This window comes from Streptomyces sp. NPDC002623 (assembly GCF_053592635.1).
Genome location: NZ_JBSFWB010000013.1, coordinates 31,560 through 47,375 on the forward strand (window position 1 = coordinate 31,560; position 15,816 = coordinate 47,375).

At 71.7% G+C, this 15,816-nt stretch carries 13 protein-coding genes; 6 read left to right on the forward strand and 7 right to left on the reverse strand.

From position 1 onward, the window contains the following. Positions 1-14 precede the first annotated feature (14 nt). Positions 15-845 carry an aldo/keto reductase gene (locus tag ACWD4O_RS23905; protein WP_451282644.1) on the reverse strand — a complete coding sequence of 277 codons (831 nt, stop codon included), beginning with the start codon at positions 843-845 and terminating at the stop codon, positions 15-17. 129 nt (positions 846-974) lie between these two features. On the opposite strand from ACWD4O_RS23905, the gene ACWD4O_RS23910 reads away from it, so the two are divergent. Further along, on the forward strand, positions 975-1,943 hold the full coding sequence (locus tag ACWD4O_RS23910) for a TauD/TfdA dioxygenase family protein (protein ID WP_451282646.1): 969 nt from the start codon (positions 975-977) through the stop codon (positions 1,941-1,943). Between the two features lie 3 nt (positions 1,944-1,946). Here ACWD4O_RS23910 and ACWD4O_RS23915 read toward each other — a convergent pair whose 3' ends face one another. The 3 genes from ACWD4O_RS23915 to ACWD4O_RS23925 form a co-directional block, all read right to left on the reverse strand. Further along, positions 1,947-2,975, reverse strand: coding sequence for an LLM class flavin-dependent oxidoreductase (locus tag ACWD4O_RS23915; protein ID WP_451282648.1), 1,029 nt, complete (start codon positions 2,973-2,975; stop codon positions 1,947-1,949). Positions 2,976-3,078: 103 nt separating this feature from the next. Then, on the reverse strand, positions 3,079-4,584 hold the full coding sequence (locus tag ACWD4O_RS23920) for a metallophosphoesterase family protein (RefSeq protein WP_451282651.1): 1,506 nt from the start codon (positions 4,582-4,584) through the stop codon (positions 3,079-3,081). Between the two features lie 122 nt (positions 4,585-4,706). Further along, complete coding sequence (locus ACWD4O_RS23925; RefSeq protein ID WP_358804924.1) at positions 4,707-5,543, reverse strand: MHYT domain-containing protein; 837 nt, start codon at positions 5,541-5,543, stop codon at positions 4,707-4,709. Between the two features lie 181 nt (positions 5,544-5,724). Between ACWD4O_RS23925 and ACWD4O_RS23930 the strand changes: the two genes are divergently transcribed. From ACWD4O_RS23930 to ACWD4O_RS23945, 4 genes are all read left to right on the forward strand, one after another. Beyond that, positions 5,725-6,303, forward strand: coding sequence for a hypothetical protein (locus ACWD4O_RS23930; RefSeq protein ID WP_451282653.1), 579 nt, complete (start codon positions 5,725-5,727; stop codon positions 6,301-6,303). Between the two features lie 40 nt (positions 6,304-6,343). Beyond that, on the forward strand, positions 6,344-7,591 hold the full coding sequence (locus ACWD4O_RS23935; protein ID WP_451282655.1) for a sensor histidine kinase: 1,248 nt from the start codon (positions 6,344-6,346) through the stop codon (positions 7,589-7,591). Beyond that, positions 7,588-8,277 carry a response regulator gene (locus ACWD4O_RS23940; RefSeq protein ID WP_451282657.1) on the forward strand — a complete coding sequence of 230 codons (690 nt, stop codon included), beginning with the start codon at positions 7,588-7,590 and terminating at the stop codon, positions 8,275-8,277. The genes ACWD4O_RS23935 and ACWD4O_RS23940 overlap by 4 nt, the downstream gene beginning before the upstream one ends. Before the next feature lie 377 nt (positions 8,278-8,654). After that, the gene (locus tag ACWD4O_RS23945) at positions 8,655-11,054 is read left to right on the forward strand and encodes a M4 family metallopeptidase (protein WP_451282659.1); all 2,400 of its coding nucleotides are present in this window, start codon (positions 8,655-8,657) and stop codon (positions 11,052-11,054) included. 81 nt (positions 11,055-11,135) lie between these two features. Here ACWD4O_RS23945 and ACWD4O_RS23950 read toward each other — a convergent pair whose 3' ends face one another. The 3 genes from ACWD4O_RS23950 to ACWD4O_RS23960 form a co-directional block, all read right to left on the reverse strand. Beyond that, the gene (locus ACWD4O_RS23950) at positions 11,136-12,371 is read right to left on the reverse strand and encodes a glycoside hydrolase family 64 protein (RefSeq protein ID WP_451282930.1); all 1,236 of its coding nucleotides are present in this window, start codon (positions 12,369-12,371) and stop codon (positions 11,136-11,138) included. 148 nt (positions 12,372-12,519) lie between these two features. Next, positions 12,520-13,275, reverse strand: a complete 756-nt coding sequence (locus ACWD4O_RS23955) for a dienelactone hydrolase family protein (protein WP_451282661.1) — start codon at positions 13,273-13,275, stop codon at positions 12,520-12,522. 97 nt (positions 13,276-13,372) lie between these two features. Beyond that, positions 13,373-13,996, reverse strand: coding sequence for an L-threonylcarbamoyladenylate synthase (locus tag ACWD4O_RS23960; protein ID WP_351907179.1), 624 nt, complete (start codon positions 13,994-13,996; stop codon positions 13,373-13,375). 223 nt (positions 13,997-14,219) lie between these two features. Between ACWD4O_RS23960 and ACWD4O_RS23965 the strand changes: the two genes are divergently transcribed. Then, positions 14,220-15,791, forward strand: a complete 1,572-nt coding sequence (locus tag ACWD4O_RS23965; protein ID WP_451282932.1) for a helix-turn-helix domain-containing protein — start codon at positions 14,220-14,222, stop codon at positions 15,789-15,791. Positions 15,792-15,816 lie beyond the last annotated feature (25 nt).

Here is a 15,816-nt window from a genome sequence, read left to right on the forward strand (position 1 = left end):
ACAGCGTGAGGTGCTCAGAACTCCTCGTGCACCTCGGGGTCGCCGCCCAGCCGCCGATGCGCCCGGTCCGCGATCGCCGTCATCTGGGCCGGGCCGAGCTCGAAGCCGAAGACGTCGAGGTTGGCGCGCCGGCGTTCGGGGCTGGACGACTTCGGGATGGGCACCGCGCCGAGCTGGACGTGCCAGCGCAGCACGACCTGGCCGGGGGTCACGCCCAGCGCCTCGGAGACCGACACCACGGCCGGATCCTGCAGCAGCGCCGAACCGCGGCCCAGCGGGCTCCAGCTCTCCGTGCGGACGCCCTTGGCCTCGTGGAAGGCGCGCAGCTCGTCCTGCGGGAACAGCGGGTGCAGTTCGATCTGGTTGACGGACGGCAGCACGCCGGTCTCCTTCTCCAGCCGCTCGATGTGCCCGGCGGTGAAGTTGGAGACGCCGATCGACCGGACCAGGCCCTCCTCACGGAGCTTGATCATGGCCCGCCAGGAGTCGACGAACCTGTCGACCCGGGGGAGCGGCCAGTGGATCAGATACAGGTCCACGTACTCGAGACCGAGCCGCCGACGCGACTCCTCGAAGGACGCGAGCGTCTCCTCGTACCCGTGGTGGCGGCCGGGCAGCTTCGTCGTCACCACGAGCTCCTCGCGCGCCACCCCGCCCCGGGCCACGCCCAGGCCGACGCCGGTCTCGTTGCGGTAGTTCGTCGCCGTGTCGACGAGTCGATATCCGAGGCCGAGCGCCTCGGCCACCCCCTGCTCCGCCTCCGCGTCGTCCATCGGCCAGGTGCCCAGACCCAGGGCCGGGAGCTTCGTGCCGTCGTTGAGCGTGTGCTGCGGGATGCTGATCACGATGGGACCTTCCCTCGACTGTGTCGTCCCTCCAGCCTCGGGGACAGGAGGCGGATTGATCAACCGGACACCCGGGCAGGGGTGGCTTCGGACAGCCACGACGAGCCACGACGAGCGAGCGGAGCGGGCATGACGACGGACTTCGACGGCCAGGTGACGGAGTCGGCCGCAGTGGAGGTGAAACCGGTCGCCGGGCACATAGGCGCCGAGATCGGCGGCGTCGACCTGGCCGCCGGCCTCGACGACGCCCAGGTCGCCGCGATCAGGGCGGCGGTGCTGCGCTGGAAGGTGGTGTTCTTCCGCGGTCAGCGCCTCGACCACACGGGGCACGTGGCGTTCGCCCGGCGGTTCGGCGAACCCGTCGTCCTGCGCAGGCGCGGCAGCGCCTCGCCGCCGGACTTCCCGGAGATCGAGACGACCGCCGACCGGCTGGAACTGGGCGGGAAGTTCGGCATGGAGCACGAGGAGTGGCTCCGGCGCCGCCGGCACACCCTCCTGCGCGGCTGGCACTGCGACCACGGCGCCCGTATCGACCCGCCGGCCGCGACGATCCTGCGCGCCGAGACTGTGCCGCCCTACGGCGGCGACACCACATGGTCCAACCTGGCCGCCGCATACGCCGGACTCTCCGCGCCGATGCGGGAGTTCGCAGCCGGGCTGCGCGCCGAACACCGGCTCGGCGTCGGCTACCAGCCACGCCCCGGCGACGACGCGTATCTGCGCCACCTCCTCGACCACCAGGTCGCCTCGGTGCACCCGCTGGTCCGCGTGCACCCCGAGACCGGCGAGCGGGTGCTGTACGTCAACGGCTACTACATCGAGCAGATCACCGACCTCTCGCGCGCCGAGAGCCGGGCGATCCTGGACATGCTCCTGGAGGAGGCGACCCGCCCCGAGTACACGGTCCGCTTCCGCTGGGAACCCGGCAGCGTGGCCTTCTGGGACAACCGCGCCACCATTCACCTCGCCCCCGGCGACAACGCCCACCTGGGATTCCCGCGCACCATGCACCGGGTGATGCTCACCGGCGACGTCCCCGTCGGCGTCGACGGCAGGCCGTCGGAGCCGGTGACGGGGACCGAGCCCGGCCGCTGGTGAACCTCAGGCGCTCGGCGCCCAGCCGAGCGCCGGGCCGAGCTTCGTCGCCATGTCGGTGAGGATCTGCACATAGTCCTCGTGCTCGAAGGTGAACGGCAGCGCGAAGGCGACCTCGTCGATCTCACGGAACGCGGCGTGCGCATGCAGGCGTTCGGCGATCTCGGCCGAGGTGCCGACCAGGTCCGGCGCGAACAGCAGCCGCGCCGGGCCCTGCGGGGAGGTGGTGCGCGGGAGCCGCTTGGCGGCGAACTCCTCGTACCTCGCGCGCTGTTCGGGCGAGGCGGAGTCGGTGGGGATGACCACGAGCCCCTGGGAGACCCGGGCGGCCTCGCCGTCGGGGTGCGCGGCGCGGAAGGCGCGGACGTGCGAGAGCTGGATCTCCGCGAAGTCCCGTGTGTCGTCGGGCCCTTCGGCCTTGACGACGCTGCTGGTCAGGAAGTTCATCCCGTGCTCCCCGGCCCACTGCGCGGAGCCGACGCTGCCCCCGCCGTACCAGAGGCGGCGGCCCAGGCCGGGGGAGTGCGGCTGGACCCGGTCGGAGAACACCTCGAAGCCCTCGACCCCGCTGAAGTCGGTCGCGGACTTGCCCCGCACGAGATCGAGCAGCCGTCGCACCCGCTCGTAGCCGAAGTCCTCCGCGTCGGCCGTGTCCGGGTACAGGGCCTCCTTGACCTGGTCGTAGTGCATCGGCGGGCCCACGCTCACCCCCGGGTTGAGCCGGCCCCCGGAGAGGACGTCGACCGTGGCGAGGTCCTCCGCGAGGCGCAGCGGGTTCTCCCAGCCCAGCGGGATGACCGCGGTGCCGAGCTCGATGCGGCGGGTGCGCTGCGAGGCCGCCGCCAGGACGGCGACGGGGGAGGAGATGCCGTACTGCAGATGGCGGTGGCGCACCCATGCGCTGTCGAAGCCGAGCCGCTCGCCCAGCTCGATGATCTCCAGCGTGGTCTCGTGGCCTCGGGCCGGGTCGTCCCCGTCGAACAGCCCGATGGTGAGGAAGCCCAGCTTGCGCAAGGGGCGTGAGGTCGACGACAAGAGCTCCTCCATGGTGCGCGGCACGTACGGCGTACGGTCGATACAGCTCGTACAAGTCGTGCGGGCCGCGCCGCATTCCCCCGTGTCGTCCCAGGTGGTGGCGTCAGCCCAGCGGGATGACGACCTCGTCCTCGACCGGCGGGCTCAGCTCCTGCGCGAGATTGCCGGTGGCCGCGAAACAGCGCAGCCGGACCGACTCCGGTGAGACGTCCAGCCGCAGGAAGCACTTGAAGAACGGCGGGCTGTAGGTGGCCGAGCTCGGCGAGAAGAGCTGGGTGTAGATCTTGCGCACGGGCAGCCGGAACCGTCTGCGGCGGTCCGGGCGGCTCCCGGTGCCCAGCAGGCCGGCGATGAGCCGGATCCGCCGTGTCACCCGCACCTGCGGACCCGGGGTGCGCGTCGCCGGGATGCCCAGCCGCTCGGCGACGACCGCTTGGCCCTCCGCCTCGGTGAGGGAGAAGAAGCGGCGCAGGCGCAGCCGGCGGCCGTAGAGCCCGCTGTAGAAGGCCAGGGAGTCGCCGCGCAGCGGATAGCAGCGGAAGTCCTGCTCCGTCACGCCGGCGACGGACACCCGCGGGATGGTGTGCGTGGCGTGCATGAAGGCGCCCCCGCCGCCCGAGACGACGTACTGGAGGGTCCGGCCGTCCGCCAACCGCACCGGGTAGCGCTGGTAGTTGTGGATGTCGCCGCCGATCGCCGCCACATAGCGGTGCTCGGGCGCGCTGACGATGTCGTCGACGGTGCCGCCCCCGTCGATGGGGCACGGGTGGTGCTCGCCGTCGACGTACAGCGGCGAGCCGGTGATCAGGATCTTCGGCCGCGGCCCCTGGGACACCTCGCGCAGCCATGCGCCCTGTTCGGCGTCGAGGGAGCCCAGGAGACCGGTGTCGATGCCGATGATCCGCACCGGTCCGGTGTCGATCGCCCAGTACGGCCCGGGCTGCACGGCGCGTTGCCCCGTCCCCGACCGCAACGTCCGCGCCTCGGCGAGACGTTCGCCGTCCGTCGTGCTCGGTCGGTGCCACAGCCATGAGCGCAGCCGGGCGCCGCTGAACAGGCGCGGCGCGGGCTCGGCGGGCAGCGCGGGGGCGTCGTCGCAGAAGACCCGCATGAACGCGCCGAGGTCCTCGTACCAGTCGTGGTTGCCCGGTATCGCGTAGATGGGGGCCTGGTAGTCGCGGTACGGGCGGAAGAACTTGCTGTCGTAGTCGTCGGCGCTGCCCACCGGGTAGATGACGTCACTGGCGAGGACCGCGAAGGACGTTCCCTGACTGGCCCTCAGAAAGCCCGGCACGACGGCGTACTGGGGATCGTCGCCCTCGCCCGTGTCGCCGATGACCATGAAGGAGAAGTCGTCCGGGTCGCTGCGCCGGATCACCTTGTCGGCGGGTGCGCCCGCAGCCGTCCGCTGCGCGACCCACCGGCCGCGGGTACGGCCCGTCGGGTCGCCGAACCAGGAGGCGAGCACGCCGTTGCGGGCGGCCCACAGGGTCCTGGGATTCAGCCACGAGATCTTCTCGACCCTGGCCGGCATGAGCCGCTGGTACGCGCCACGGTCGGCGCCGCCCCAGCCGGCGCCTTCGGCGGTATCGCGTGAGGAGTCAGACACCGGTGCACCGTAGCAATCATCCCGAACATGTCAGGACTCGGGTGACCGGCGACGAAGGCGGCCTCCGACGGTGAACTGGAGCCGTACGTCGCCCTGTTGCCCTCACCGACCCCCGGGGGGCCTCACCGTGGCCCGGCGCTCCACGACCGGCCGGCGGCAGGCCGGCCGACCGGCTCCTCCGCCGCGGCCGCGGCCCGCCCCGCCCGGGCGGCACGGTTCCACTCGCCGTCGCCGAGCACGAGCAGCGGGTCGAACATCACCACCACACCGGCCAGCAGCAGGAAGATCACCGGGCCGATCAGCATCGGCAGCAGCAGCGAGGTCGGGGTGTCGCCGGCCCACGACGAGGTCGCGCCGTGCACATGGACGCTGACCGCGGCCATCCCCGTGTAGTGCATCCCGGACACCGCTACGCCCATCACCAGGCTCGCGCCCAGGCTGGTCAGGAACCCGCGGATCGTGACGGCGGCCCACAGAGCGGCGGTCGCGGCGATCACCGCGATCAGCACGGAGAGCGCCACCGTGGACGGGGCGTACTCGATGTCCCCGTTGAGCTGCATCGCCGCCATGCCCAGGTAGTGCATCGCGGCCACCCCGAGGCCGGTGACGACGCCGGCGAGCGACAGCGACCCGCGGCCGGCGCCCCGGTAGCCCACGATGAACACGCCGACCCCGACCACCGCGATCGCGACGGCGAGGCTGAGCACGGTCAGACCGACGTGGTAGCCGATCCGGGTCTCCTCCACCTGGAAGCCGATCATCGCGATGAAGTGCATCGTCCAGATGCCGCAGCCGATCGACGCGGCCCCGAGCGCCAGCCAGCCGGGCTTCCACGAATCGGTGCTGAGCAGCGTCCGCACGATGCAGCGCAGCCCGAGCGCCCCTCCCAGACAGGCCATCACAAAAGCCGCCACCGGAGTGACCAATCCGTACCGAAACCCGTCGATCGTGCCTTCCACGCCAACTCCCCCCAGAGTGACGGATGTTCGTGGGAGCCATGTCTACGGGTAAGGGAGATGTGAACGCAAGCGATTCCTGCGGACTCGTCCGTACTCGTCGTTCCTCCCTCTTCCGAGGGAGGCCGCAGATGGGTCACGTCGGCGATGTCCGGGGGGTGCCGCCGCGGCGAGGATCCACGGCATGGACAAAACCATCGCCTTCGCCGCCGCCCCCCTCCTCGTCATCGTCTACGCGGGCCTGCGCATCCTGGACGGCCTGGACGGCGAGCGCGGTCCCGGGCCCGCCTGGACGACCGGGCACCTCGCGTTCCTCGCCGCGCTGATCCTGTTCGTCCCGGTGTTCCTGGCGCTGCGCCGACTGGCGGGCCGCGGCCCGTTCGCCACGGGCACGGCCGTCGTCGGCATCGTCGGCGCCGGCTGCTCCATGGCCCAGATCTCGATCGACATCGTCGTCGGGGCGCGCGCCGCCGACCACGCGGCCATGCGGGGGATGTTCGCCGACGTGCAGAGCGTCCCCGGGGTGGACGTCGTCGTCTACACCGTGGGCCCGGTGCTGCTCTTCCTCGGTCTGCTCGTCATGTTCTGCCGGCTCGCCGTGGCCCGTGCCGTTCCCGGGTGGCGGGCGGTCGCGGTGGCGCTCGCCGTGCTGGTCTCCCTCCTGGGCCTGGACGCGCTGCCGGCCGTCGGCCTGTTGCTGTACGTCGGACTCGCGCCGTTGCCCGGTCGCCGCGGCGCCGCTCCCACCGCCGCCCGCAGCTGAACGACCGCCGCCGAACGCCCCCGTGGAAGAATCCGTCGCCATGCCCGCACTGCCCGTACCCCCCTCGCTCCGCCGCCTCGCGGGTTCGCCGTGGTCGGACGTCGCGCTCGCCGTCGTCACCGCCGTCGCCCAGTCGGCGCCCCTGCTGTTCGCGCACAGCGACAGCGGACGCCCCTGGCACTGGTGGGGGTATGTCGTGGCGGTCGGGGCATCGCTCCCCCTGGCGCTGCGGCGGCGCGCGCCGGTGCCGGTCCTGCTGGCCTGCTCCGTCTTCTCCAGCCTCTACGACCTCGTCGAACCGGTCGCTCAACAGCCGCTCTGGTACGGAGTCCTCATCGCGTTGTACGGGATGGCGTCGGTCTCCCCGCCCCGGGTGCGGATCGCGGTGTTCCTGGCGATGTGCGCCGCCGGCCTCGCCACGGTGGGCTCGCCGGACACCGCGACCCGCGGAATCGTCCTGTACGTCGCCGCCTATGCGCTCGGGCGGGCCTCCGCCGGGTTCCGCGCCGAGGCGGCCGTGCTGGCCGAACGCGCCGCCCGCCTCGAACGCGACCGCCGGATGGACGAGGAGCGCGCCGCCGAACGTGAACGCGCCAGGATCGCCCGGGACATGCACGATGTGCTGGCCCATTCGATCAGCCTGATGGTCGTCCAGGCCGAGGCCGGGCCGGTCGTGCTGGACACGGACCCCGTCCGCGCCTCGGCCGCGTTCGGCGCGATCGCCGGCACCGGCCGCGACGCCCTCGACCAGCTGCGCTCGATGCTGGCCGTCCTCAGGGACGACAAGGACGACGACAAGGCCGACGGCAAGGCCGACAGGAAGGGCGGCGGCATGGACGGATACGACTCGCGCGCCCCGCGGCTGACGATCCGCGACCTGCCCGCGCTCGCCCGCCAGGTCGCGGGGGCCGGCCTGGAGGTGTCCTGCACCGCCGAGGGCGAGCCGCGTCCGATGCCCGACGACGGCGACACCGCCGCGTACCGGATCGTGCAGGAGGCGCTGACCAACGTCGTCAAGCACGCCGGAGCCGACCGCGCCGAGGTACGGCTGCGCTGGCGGGACGACGGTCTGGAGATACGGGTCGTCGACGACGGCCGCGGCGACGGCCGCGGCGCGGGAAGGGCCCTTCCGTCCGGCGGGAACGGCCTGACCGGCCTGCGCGAGCGGGCCGCGGCCTGCGGCGGGAGCGCGACGGCCGGCCCCCGGGAGGACCGCCTCCCGGGATTCGAAGTGCGGGCACGGCTGCCCCTGGCCGCGCCGGAAGCGGAAGCGGGAGCGACGGCATGACGATCCGTGTGGTGGTGGTCGACGACCAGGAGCTGGTGCGTGCCGGATTCGCCATGATCCTTGCGGCACAGCCCGGCATCGAGGTCGTCGCGGAGGGCGGGGACGGGTTCGAGGCGGTCGGCGCCGCCCGGGCCCACCGCCCGGACGTCGTCCTGCTCGACATCCGGATGCCGGGGATGGACGGCATCGAGGCCGCCAGGATCGTCTGCCGGGAAACGGACAGCCGGGTGATCATGCTGACCACCTGGGGGCAGGACGACTATCTGTTCGACGCCCTGTGCGCCGGCGCGAGCGGCTTCCTGCTCAAGGACGTGCGGCGGGACGACCTCGTCCACGCGGTCCGTGTGGTCGCGGCGGGCGACTCGCTGCTCGCCCCCTCCGTCACCCGGACCCTGATCGCCGCCTTCACCTCGGGCGCCGCCGTGCCGCCGCCGCGGACCGAACGCCTGGACGTCCTCACCGCCCGCGAGCGCGAGACGATGCGGCTGCTCGGCGGCGGCCTGTCCAACGCGGAGATCGCCAGGGCGCTGGTGGTGAGCGAGCACACGGTGAAGACGCACGTCAGCAACGTCCTCACCAAACTCGGCCTGCGCGACCGGGTCCAGGCCGTCATCGCCGCCTACGAGACCGGACTGGTGGTCCCCGGGCAGCGCCGGGCGGAGGGCTTCCAGCAACTCTCGACCTGACCCGCCCCTGCTGCGGCGCCGCGTGCACCGAAGAGGTCCTGCGCCGCCAAGTGAACTTCCTGCAGAGGCACTTGGCGCACCTGCGGCCGCACGGGCGGACCGCTGGTCCGGACAGTGAACGCACAGACCGCTCACAGTCCGGCCGCGGGTGACGACTCCAGCGCCCTCAGGTACCGAGGGATAACCCTCGAAGCACCCCGCTGTGGCTGACATGCAACTGTCAAGCCTGCCATTCTCCCTCCCAACTGCCGCACAAGCAGCGGCACGTTGCCTGCACACCCTCACGGTCCCGCACAACTCAGCTCGTCCCGGACAGCACACCCGTCTGTCCGGTCTGTCACCGGCCGTACCCCGCGGCCGCCGCAGTAGGAGAACGAGTGAGACCCAACCCCCGCAAGCGGACCTCGGTCGGAGCAGCCCTGCTCTCCACCGCCGCCCTCCTGGCCGTCGGCGTCTCGACGGTCCCGGCAGCCGCGAAGCCCGCAGCCCCCCACCCCAGCCCCCTGCGCGCCGGCGGCCTGCCCGCCGACCTCACGCCCGCCCAGCGCACGACGCTGATCAAGAGCGCCGAGGCGAAGACGACGCAGACGGCGGACTCCCTCGGCCTCGGCGCCCAGGAGAAGCTGGTCGTCAAGGACGTCGTGAAGGACAACGACGGCACCGTGCACACGCGCTACGAGCGCACCTTCGCCGGTCTGCCCGTCCTCGGCGGCGACCTCGTCGTGCACACGCCCCCGGCCTCGCTGGCCGCCGGCACCGTCAGCACGACCTTCAACAACAACCGCCGTACCGTGTCGGTCAAGTCCACGACCGCCACGTTCAGCAAGTCGGCCGCCGAGACCAAGGCCCTGACCGCCGCCAAGGCCCTCGACGCGGAGAACCCCGCCGCGCAGAGCGCCCGCAAGGTGATCTGGGCGGGCGCGGGCACGCCGAAGCTGGCCTGGGAGACCGTGGTCAGCGGTCTGCAGGACGACGGCACGCCGAGCAAGCTGCACGTCGTCACCGACGCCGCCACCGGCGCCGAGCTCTCCCGGTTCGAGGGCATCGAGACCGGCACCGGCAACAGCCAGTACAGCGGCACCGTCACCATCGGCACCACGCTGTCCGGGTCGACGTACCAGCTGAACGACACCACGCGCGGCACCCACAAGACGTACAGCCTGAGCAACGGCACGTCCGGTACCGGCACCCTGATGACGGATGCCGACGACACCTGGGGCACCGGCTCCGGGTCGAACACCCAGACCGCCGGCGTCGACGCCCACTTCGGCGCCCAGACGACCTGGGACTTCTACAAGAACACCTTCGGCCGCAGCGGCATCAAGAACGACGGCGTCGCCGCCTACTCGCGCGTCCACTACAGCACGGCGTACGTCAACGCCTTCTGGGACGACGACTGCTTCTGCATGACGTACGGCGACGGCACGAGCAGCACCCACGCGCTCACCTCGCTGGACGTGGCCGGCCACGAGATGACCCACGGCGTCACCTCCAACACCGCGGGCCTGAACTACACCGGTGAGTCCGGCGGTCTGAACGAGGCCACCTCCGACATCTTCGGCACCGGGGTGGAGTTCTACGCGGCGAACTCCTCCGACGTCGGTGACTACCTCATCGGCGAGAAGATCGACATCAACGGCGACGGCACCCCGCTGCGCTACATGGACGAGCCCGACAAGGACGGCGGCTCCGCCGACAGCTGGTACTCCGGCGTCGGCAACCTCGACGTCCACTACTCCTCGGGCCCCGCGAACCACATGTTCTACCTGCTCTCCGAGGGCAGCGGCAGCAAGACCATCAACGGCGTCACCTACAACAGCCCGACCTCGGACGGCGTGGCCGTCGCGGGCATCGGCCGGGCCGCCGCGCTGCAGATCTGGTACAAGGCGCTGACGACGTACATGACGTCCAGCACCAACTACGCCGGCGCGCGCACCGCCGCCCTCAGCGCGGCCACCGCGCTGTACGGCTCCAGCTCGACCCAGTACGCCGGGGTCGGCAACGCCTTCGCCGGCATCAACGTCGGCAGCCACATCACGGTCCCGTCGACCGGCGTCACGGTCACCAACCCGGGCAGCCAGTCCACCACCGTCGGCACCGCGGTGAGCCTGCAGATCTCGGCCAGCAGCACCAACAGCGGCACCCTGACGTACGCCGCGAGCGGACTGCCCACCGGACTGTCGATCAGCTCCACCGGTCTGATCTCCGGCACGCCGACCACCGCCGGCTCCTACAGCACCACCGTCACGGTGACCGACTCCACCGGCGCCACCGGCACCGCGTCCTTCACCTGGACGGTCAGCTCGACGGGCGGCGGTTCCTGCACCTCGACGCAGCTCCTGGGCAACGCGGGCTTCGAGTCGGGCAACACCACCTGGACCGCGACCAGCGGGGTCATCACCAACTCCAGCAGCCAGGCGGCCCGCACCGGTTCCTACAAGGCCTGGCTCGACGGCTACGGATCGACCCACACCGACACGCTGACGCAGTCGGTGACGATCCCCAGCGGCTGCACCAGCACCACGTTCACCTTCTACATCCACATCGACACGGCCGAGACCACCACCAGCACCCAGTACGACAAGCTGACGGTCACCGCCGGGACCACCACCCTGGCCACGTACTCCAACCTCAACGCGGCCACCGGCTATGTCCAGAAGTCCTTCAGCCTCGGCTCCTTCGCGGGCAGCACCGTCGCCCTGAAGTTCTCCGGCGTCGAGGACTCCTCGCTCCAGACCAGCTTCGTCATCGACGACACCGCCGTCACGACCGGCTGATCGGCCCCTCCTGACCGGCGTCCCGCACCCGGGCTCCCCCCTGGTGCGGGACGCCGTCGTGTGCGCCCGGTTCGGTTCCCTTCAGTTCATCGGGTCGAGGGTCAGGTACGCCTGGCGCGGCGAGCCGTCGTGGACGAGGGACTCCTGCTGTCCGACGTCGTCGAAGGCGAACGCGTACGCCTTGCCGTCCGCCATCTGCGCGTGGATCTTGCGGGCGTAGTGGTTGGTCACCGTGTCCTGGTAGAAGTTCGCCGTCGTGGTGTCCGGCTGGTTGGGGTTGACCAGGAGCGTGGAGCGGTTGAAGCCCGCGCACAGGGTGCGGGAGATCGGACCGCGCACGGCGTCGTTCGGCGCGTCCAGCAGCCGGTGGCAGCCGAAGATGCTGGACGCGTCCGGCTTCTGGAAGCTGGTCACGACCGCGCCGGCGGAGTTGGTGAAGTTCATGACCCCGCCCGAGACCCGGCCGTAGTACTTCGTGCCCGGCTGGTCGGCGAACGGGGTGACGGTCAGGGTGGTCGTCGCGTACTTCTGCCAGACGCGGTTGACGTAGTCGTCCATGACGTTCGCCGGGAGGGCTCCCGTCTCCACCCCGTACAGCGGGGCGAGAGCCCTCAGCACGGTGCCGTCGGACCGGGTCTGGACGAGGTTCGCCCAGCCGCCGGGCTGACCGCGCAGGGCGTTGAAGAAGCCGTTGTAGCCGCCCGCCTTGAGGTGCCCGGTGCTGATGGCAGTCCCGTCGGCGCGCTGCACGCCGACCGCGTACGGAGCGGAGAACATGTCGACCTGAGTGCTGTTCAGCCACAGCCCGGAGTCGTTCAGCGTGTACTCCGACCAGTTGAACAGGATGTTCCGGTTCGGGTCGGTCGGGTTCTGCACGGCCGGCTGCACCAGCCCGCCGGTGGTCAGCCGGAAGTCGAGCTTCTGTCCGTAGGAGAAGTAGACCCGGCCGGAGAACTTGGGCATCCGGATGGTGGCGGACTGTCCGGCGGCCGGGCCCGCGATCGAGGCGTCGGGCGCCGGGGTGGGCGGGTTGCCGCCGGCGGGCCAGGCGTGGAAGGCGCCGCCCGCGTCCGCCCAGCCCTGCCGGCCCGTCGACAGCTGGGTGCCGAGGTTGTAGACGTAGAGGGCTTCGCCGCGCCCCGAGTTGTTGGTGATCTTCAGCGGGATGGTGTCGGGGACGGCCGCCTGAGCCGGGGGGCCGAGGGAGAACAGTGCGCCGACGAGAGCGGCGGCTCCGGCGATTCTGAGCGCGAGCGTGATCCTTGAGAGCACTCTCCACCTCCGTGCGGGTAGGCCTGTGGGGTTGGTCCGTACCATGTTGAGAGCGCTCTCAAAGTCGCACCGGGGTGTGCCCATGTCAACAATATGAACGGAAACGGCAGTGGAAAGGACGCCCTCGGCACGGCTCGTGCCAGGGGCGTCCCGTCGCCCGGTCCCGGTGCTCGGCCCGTCGGGGTCCCTGCGCTCAGAAGGTCCGCTTCAGCAGATCCAGCAGCGCGGCCCAGTGCCGCTCGGAGCCCTTCTCGTCGTACGCGGAGGTGTCGGCCTGCGTGTAACCGTGCTGCGCGCCTTCGTAGACCTCGCAGGTGTGGCGGACGCCGGCCGCGGTGAGGGCCTGCTCCAGGCGCTCCATCTGCTCGGGCGGCAGGGCCGAGTCGTTGTCCGCGTGGCCCAGGTAGACCTCGGCCTTGATGTGCTCGGCCGACAGGTGAGGGCTGTCCGGCGCGTCGGTGGCGAGACGCCCGCCGTGGAAGCCGGCCGCGGCCGCGACCCGGTCCGGATGGCCGCCGGCGGTCCACAGGGTGAGCCGGGCGCCCATGCAGTACCCGGTCACCGCGACCGGGCCGGCCGCGACCAGCTCGCTCTCCGCCATCCACCGCAGATAGGCGCCGGCGTCCCGCACGGCCAGTTCGGAGGTGAGGGAGAGCATGATCGGGTACAGCTCTTCGAAGATCTCCGGACGCGCAGCCGGGTCGATGAACTCGGGCAACTCCACGACGGGAGCGCGCCCGTGACGGTAGAAGACATTCGGGACCAGCACCGTGTAACCGGCCTCGGCGAGCCGGTCGGCCATCGCCCGCAGATGCGGACGGAGTCCGAAGGCGTCCTGGTAGAGCAGTACGCCCGGCCGTGGCGCCCCGTCCCCCGGATGGGCCAGATAGGCGTCGGCGACGCCGTCCTCGGTGCGAATGTCGACGGCTGTTCCCTGTACGGAGGTCATCTGGGGGTGCCTCTCTGACGCGGTTCACGGTGTACGGCGAGCGTCATCGTTGCATGCACCATCCACCCGGCCGCGAGGACCCCCGGTGCAGGGCGCGCTACTCGAACCGGGAGGTGTCGCCGGCCCCGTGCCGCACGATCTCCGCCTCGCCCTCGGAGAAGTCGATGACCGTCGTCGGCTCGGTGCCGCAGTCCCCGGAGTCGACCACGCCGTCCACCACATGGTCGAGCCGGTCCTTGATCTCCCAGCCCTGGGTCATCGGCTCGTCCTCGCCGGGCAGCAACAGGGTGCTGGACAGCAGGGGTTCACCGAGCTCGGCCAGCAGGGCCTGGGTGACGACATGGTCCGGGATGCGCACGCCCACCGTCTTCTTCTTCGGATGCTGGAGCATGCGGGGCACCTCCTTCGTCGCCGGGAGGATGAAGGTGTAGCTGCCGGGCGTCGACGCCTTGATCGCGCGGAACACGTCCTTGTCCACCCGCACGAACTGGCCGAGCTGCGCGAAGTCCTGGCAGACCAGGGTGAAGTGGTGCCGGTCGTCGAGATCGCGGATGGCCCGGATCCGGTCGATGCCGTCCTTGCTGCCCAGCCGGCAGCCCAGCGCGTAGCAGGAGTCCGTCGGGTACGCGATCAGCGCGTCGTCCGCCCGGATGGCGGCCGCGATCTGGGAGATGGTGCGCGGCTGGGGGTTCTCGGGGTGCACGTCGTAGTACTTGGCCATTCGCTGAGCTTATGCCGTGCCACCGGGCGCCGCCGCGCAAGCCCGCCGCCCCGCCCCGCGGACCGGCCGGCCGGGTGGAATCGGCCGACACGGTGACCTTCGCGGGACCGTCCCGGCCCACCCCGCTCGCCGGGCCTGGTCTCCAAGGCGGGTGAGGTAACGTCCCCGACCGATATGGCTGGTTCGGCTCACAGGGGCCGTGAGCGACGAGGAGAGCGCCGACATGGGCGGCCGGGACGACGAGAACCTCCACACCGAAGCGGCGGACGGTGCCGGATCGACGTGGGCCCAGGCACTCCTCGATCACCTGCGCCCCACCGGGCGGGACGTCGGCCGCATCGTCGACTGGCTCGGGAGGACGCTCGACGCGACGGTCTCCCTGCGCGACGACGCCGGCGCCTCCCTCGCCGGACCGCCCACCCCGCTGGACGAGGCCCTGACCGCCGACATCACCGGCGGCCGCCTCGCCTCCGCGGCCTGGGAGGGCGACGGCCGGTACGTACGCCTGACGAGGGTCGAACTCACCCGGCCCGGCTCGGTCGGCGTGCTCGCCGTGACCCGCACCAGCCCCTTCGACCGGCGCGCCGCCGACATCCTCACGCACACCGTGGGCGTCCTGGAGCTCCTCCTGCGCGCGCAGCAGACCGCGGCGACCGGACACCGACTGGCCCGCGCCACCGCCGATCTGCGCCTGGCCATCCTGCAACTGCTCATGGTCGAGGACACCATCGCCGCCCGCCGCGTCGCCGCCGGTCTGTGGCCCGGCCTCCTCGACACCGACACCGCCTGCGTCTACGTCGTCGAGGTCAGCCCCGAGGAACGCGACCGCCTCGCCGCGGCCTGTGTGGCGGCGACCCGGGACGAGGCACTGGTCGTGCGCTGCCCCGCCCTGGACGGCCACGTCATCGTCGTCGTTCCGGACGACAGCGCGGGCAGCGCACTGCGCGCCCTGTGCGATCGCAACCCCAGCGCGTTTCTCGGGGGCAGCTCCCGGCAGAGTCTCGCCCACACCGCCACCGCCTACGGGCAGGCCGTCAGCGCGCTCGCCGTCGCCCGCTTCCGCCCCGACAAGACGGCCGTCTACGCCGAACGCACCCACCCCGAACGCCTGATGGACCCCGAGGTCCTGCGCACCTGGACGACCCGTCTGCTGCGCCCCCTCGACACCCTCCCGCACCACACCCGCGCCGAACTCCTCGCCACCACCCGGCTCGGCCTGGAGTTCACGGCAGTGAACGCGGCGAAAGTGCTCGGCGTCAGCCGCAACACCGTCCGCGCCCGTATGGAACGCGTCGAGAACCTGCTGCGCACCGACTTCTCCGACCTCACCGTCCGGGCCGCCGTCCATCTCGCCCTCAACGCGCAGGTCGGCACAGCGGAGGAGCCCACCGGCGCCACGGCGGCCTCCGGCCGGTTCGGCGAGCTGCTCACCGGGCCCGCGCTGCTCGCCTGGGCGCAGGATCTGCTGGCCCGCCTCGACACCGACGGCCGAGACCTGCGCGGCACCCTGCGCGCCTGGATCGCCGCCGGCGGCAACGCCGAACGCGCCGCCCAGCGGTTGAGCGTGCACGCGCAGACCGTCCGCGAACACGTCCGCAGCGCCGAACCCGTCCTCGAACGCCAGCTCCTCGCCGGCGGCAGCGACCTGTACGAGGTCGTGCTGGCCCATCTCGCGGCGGGCGACCTCGACCAGCCCGACCTGCAGGGACATCCCCATCAGGATCCCCGCCAGGGTTCCCGACAGGATTCCCACCGGGCGGAATCGGGCCATCCGGACTCACCTGTGCACGGGTGAGTCCTCCGGCCCCGCGAGCGGGCAC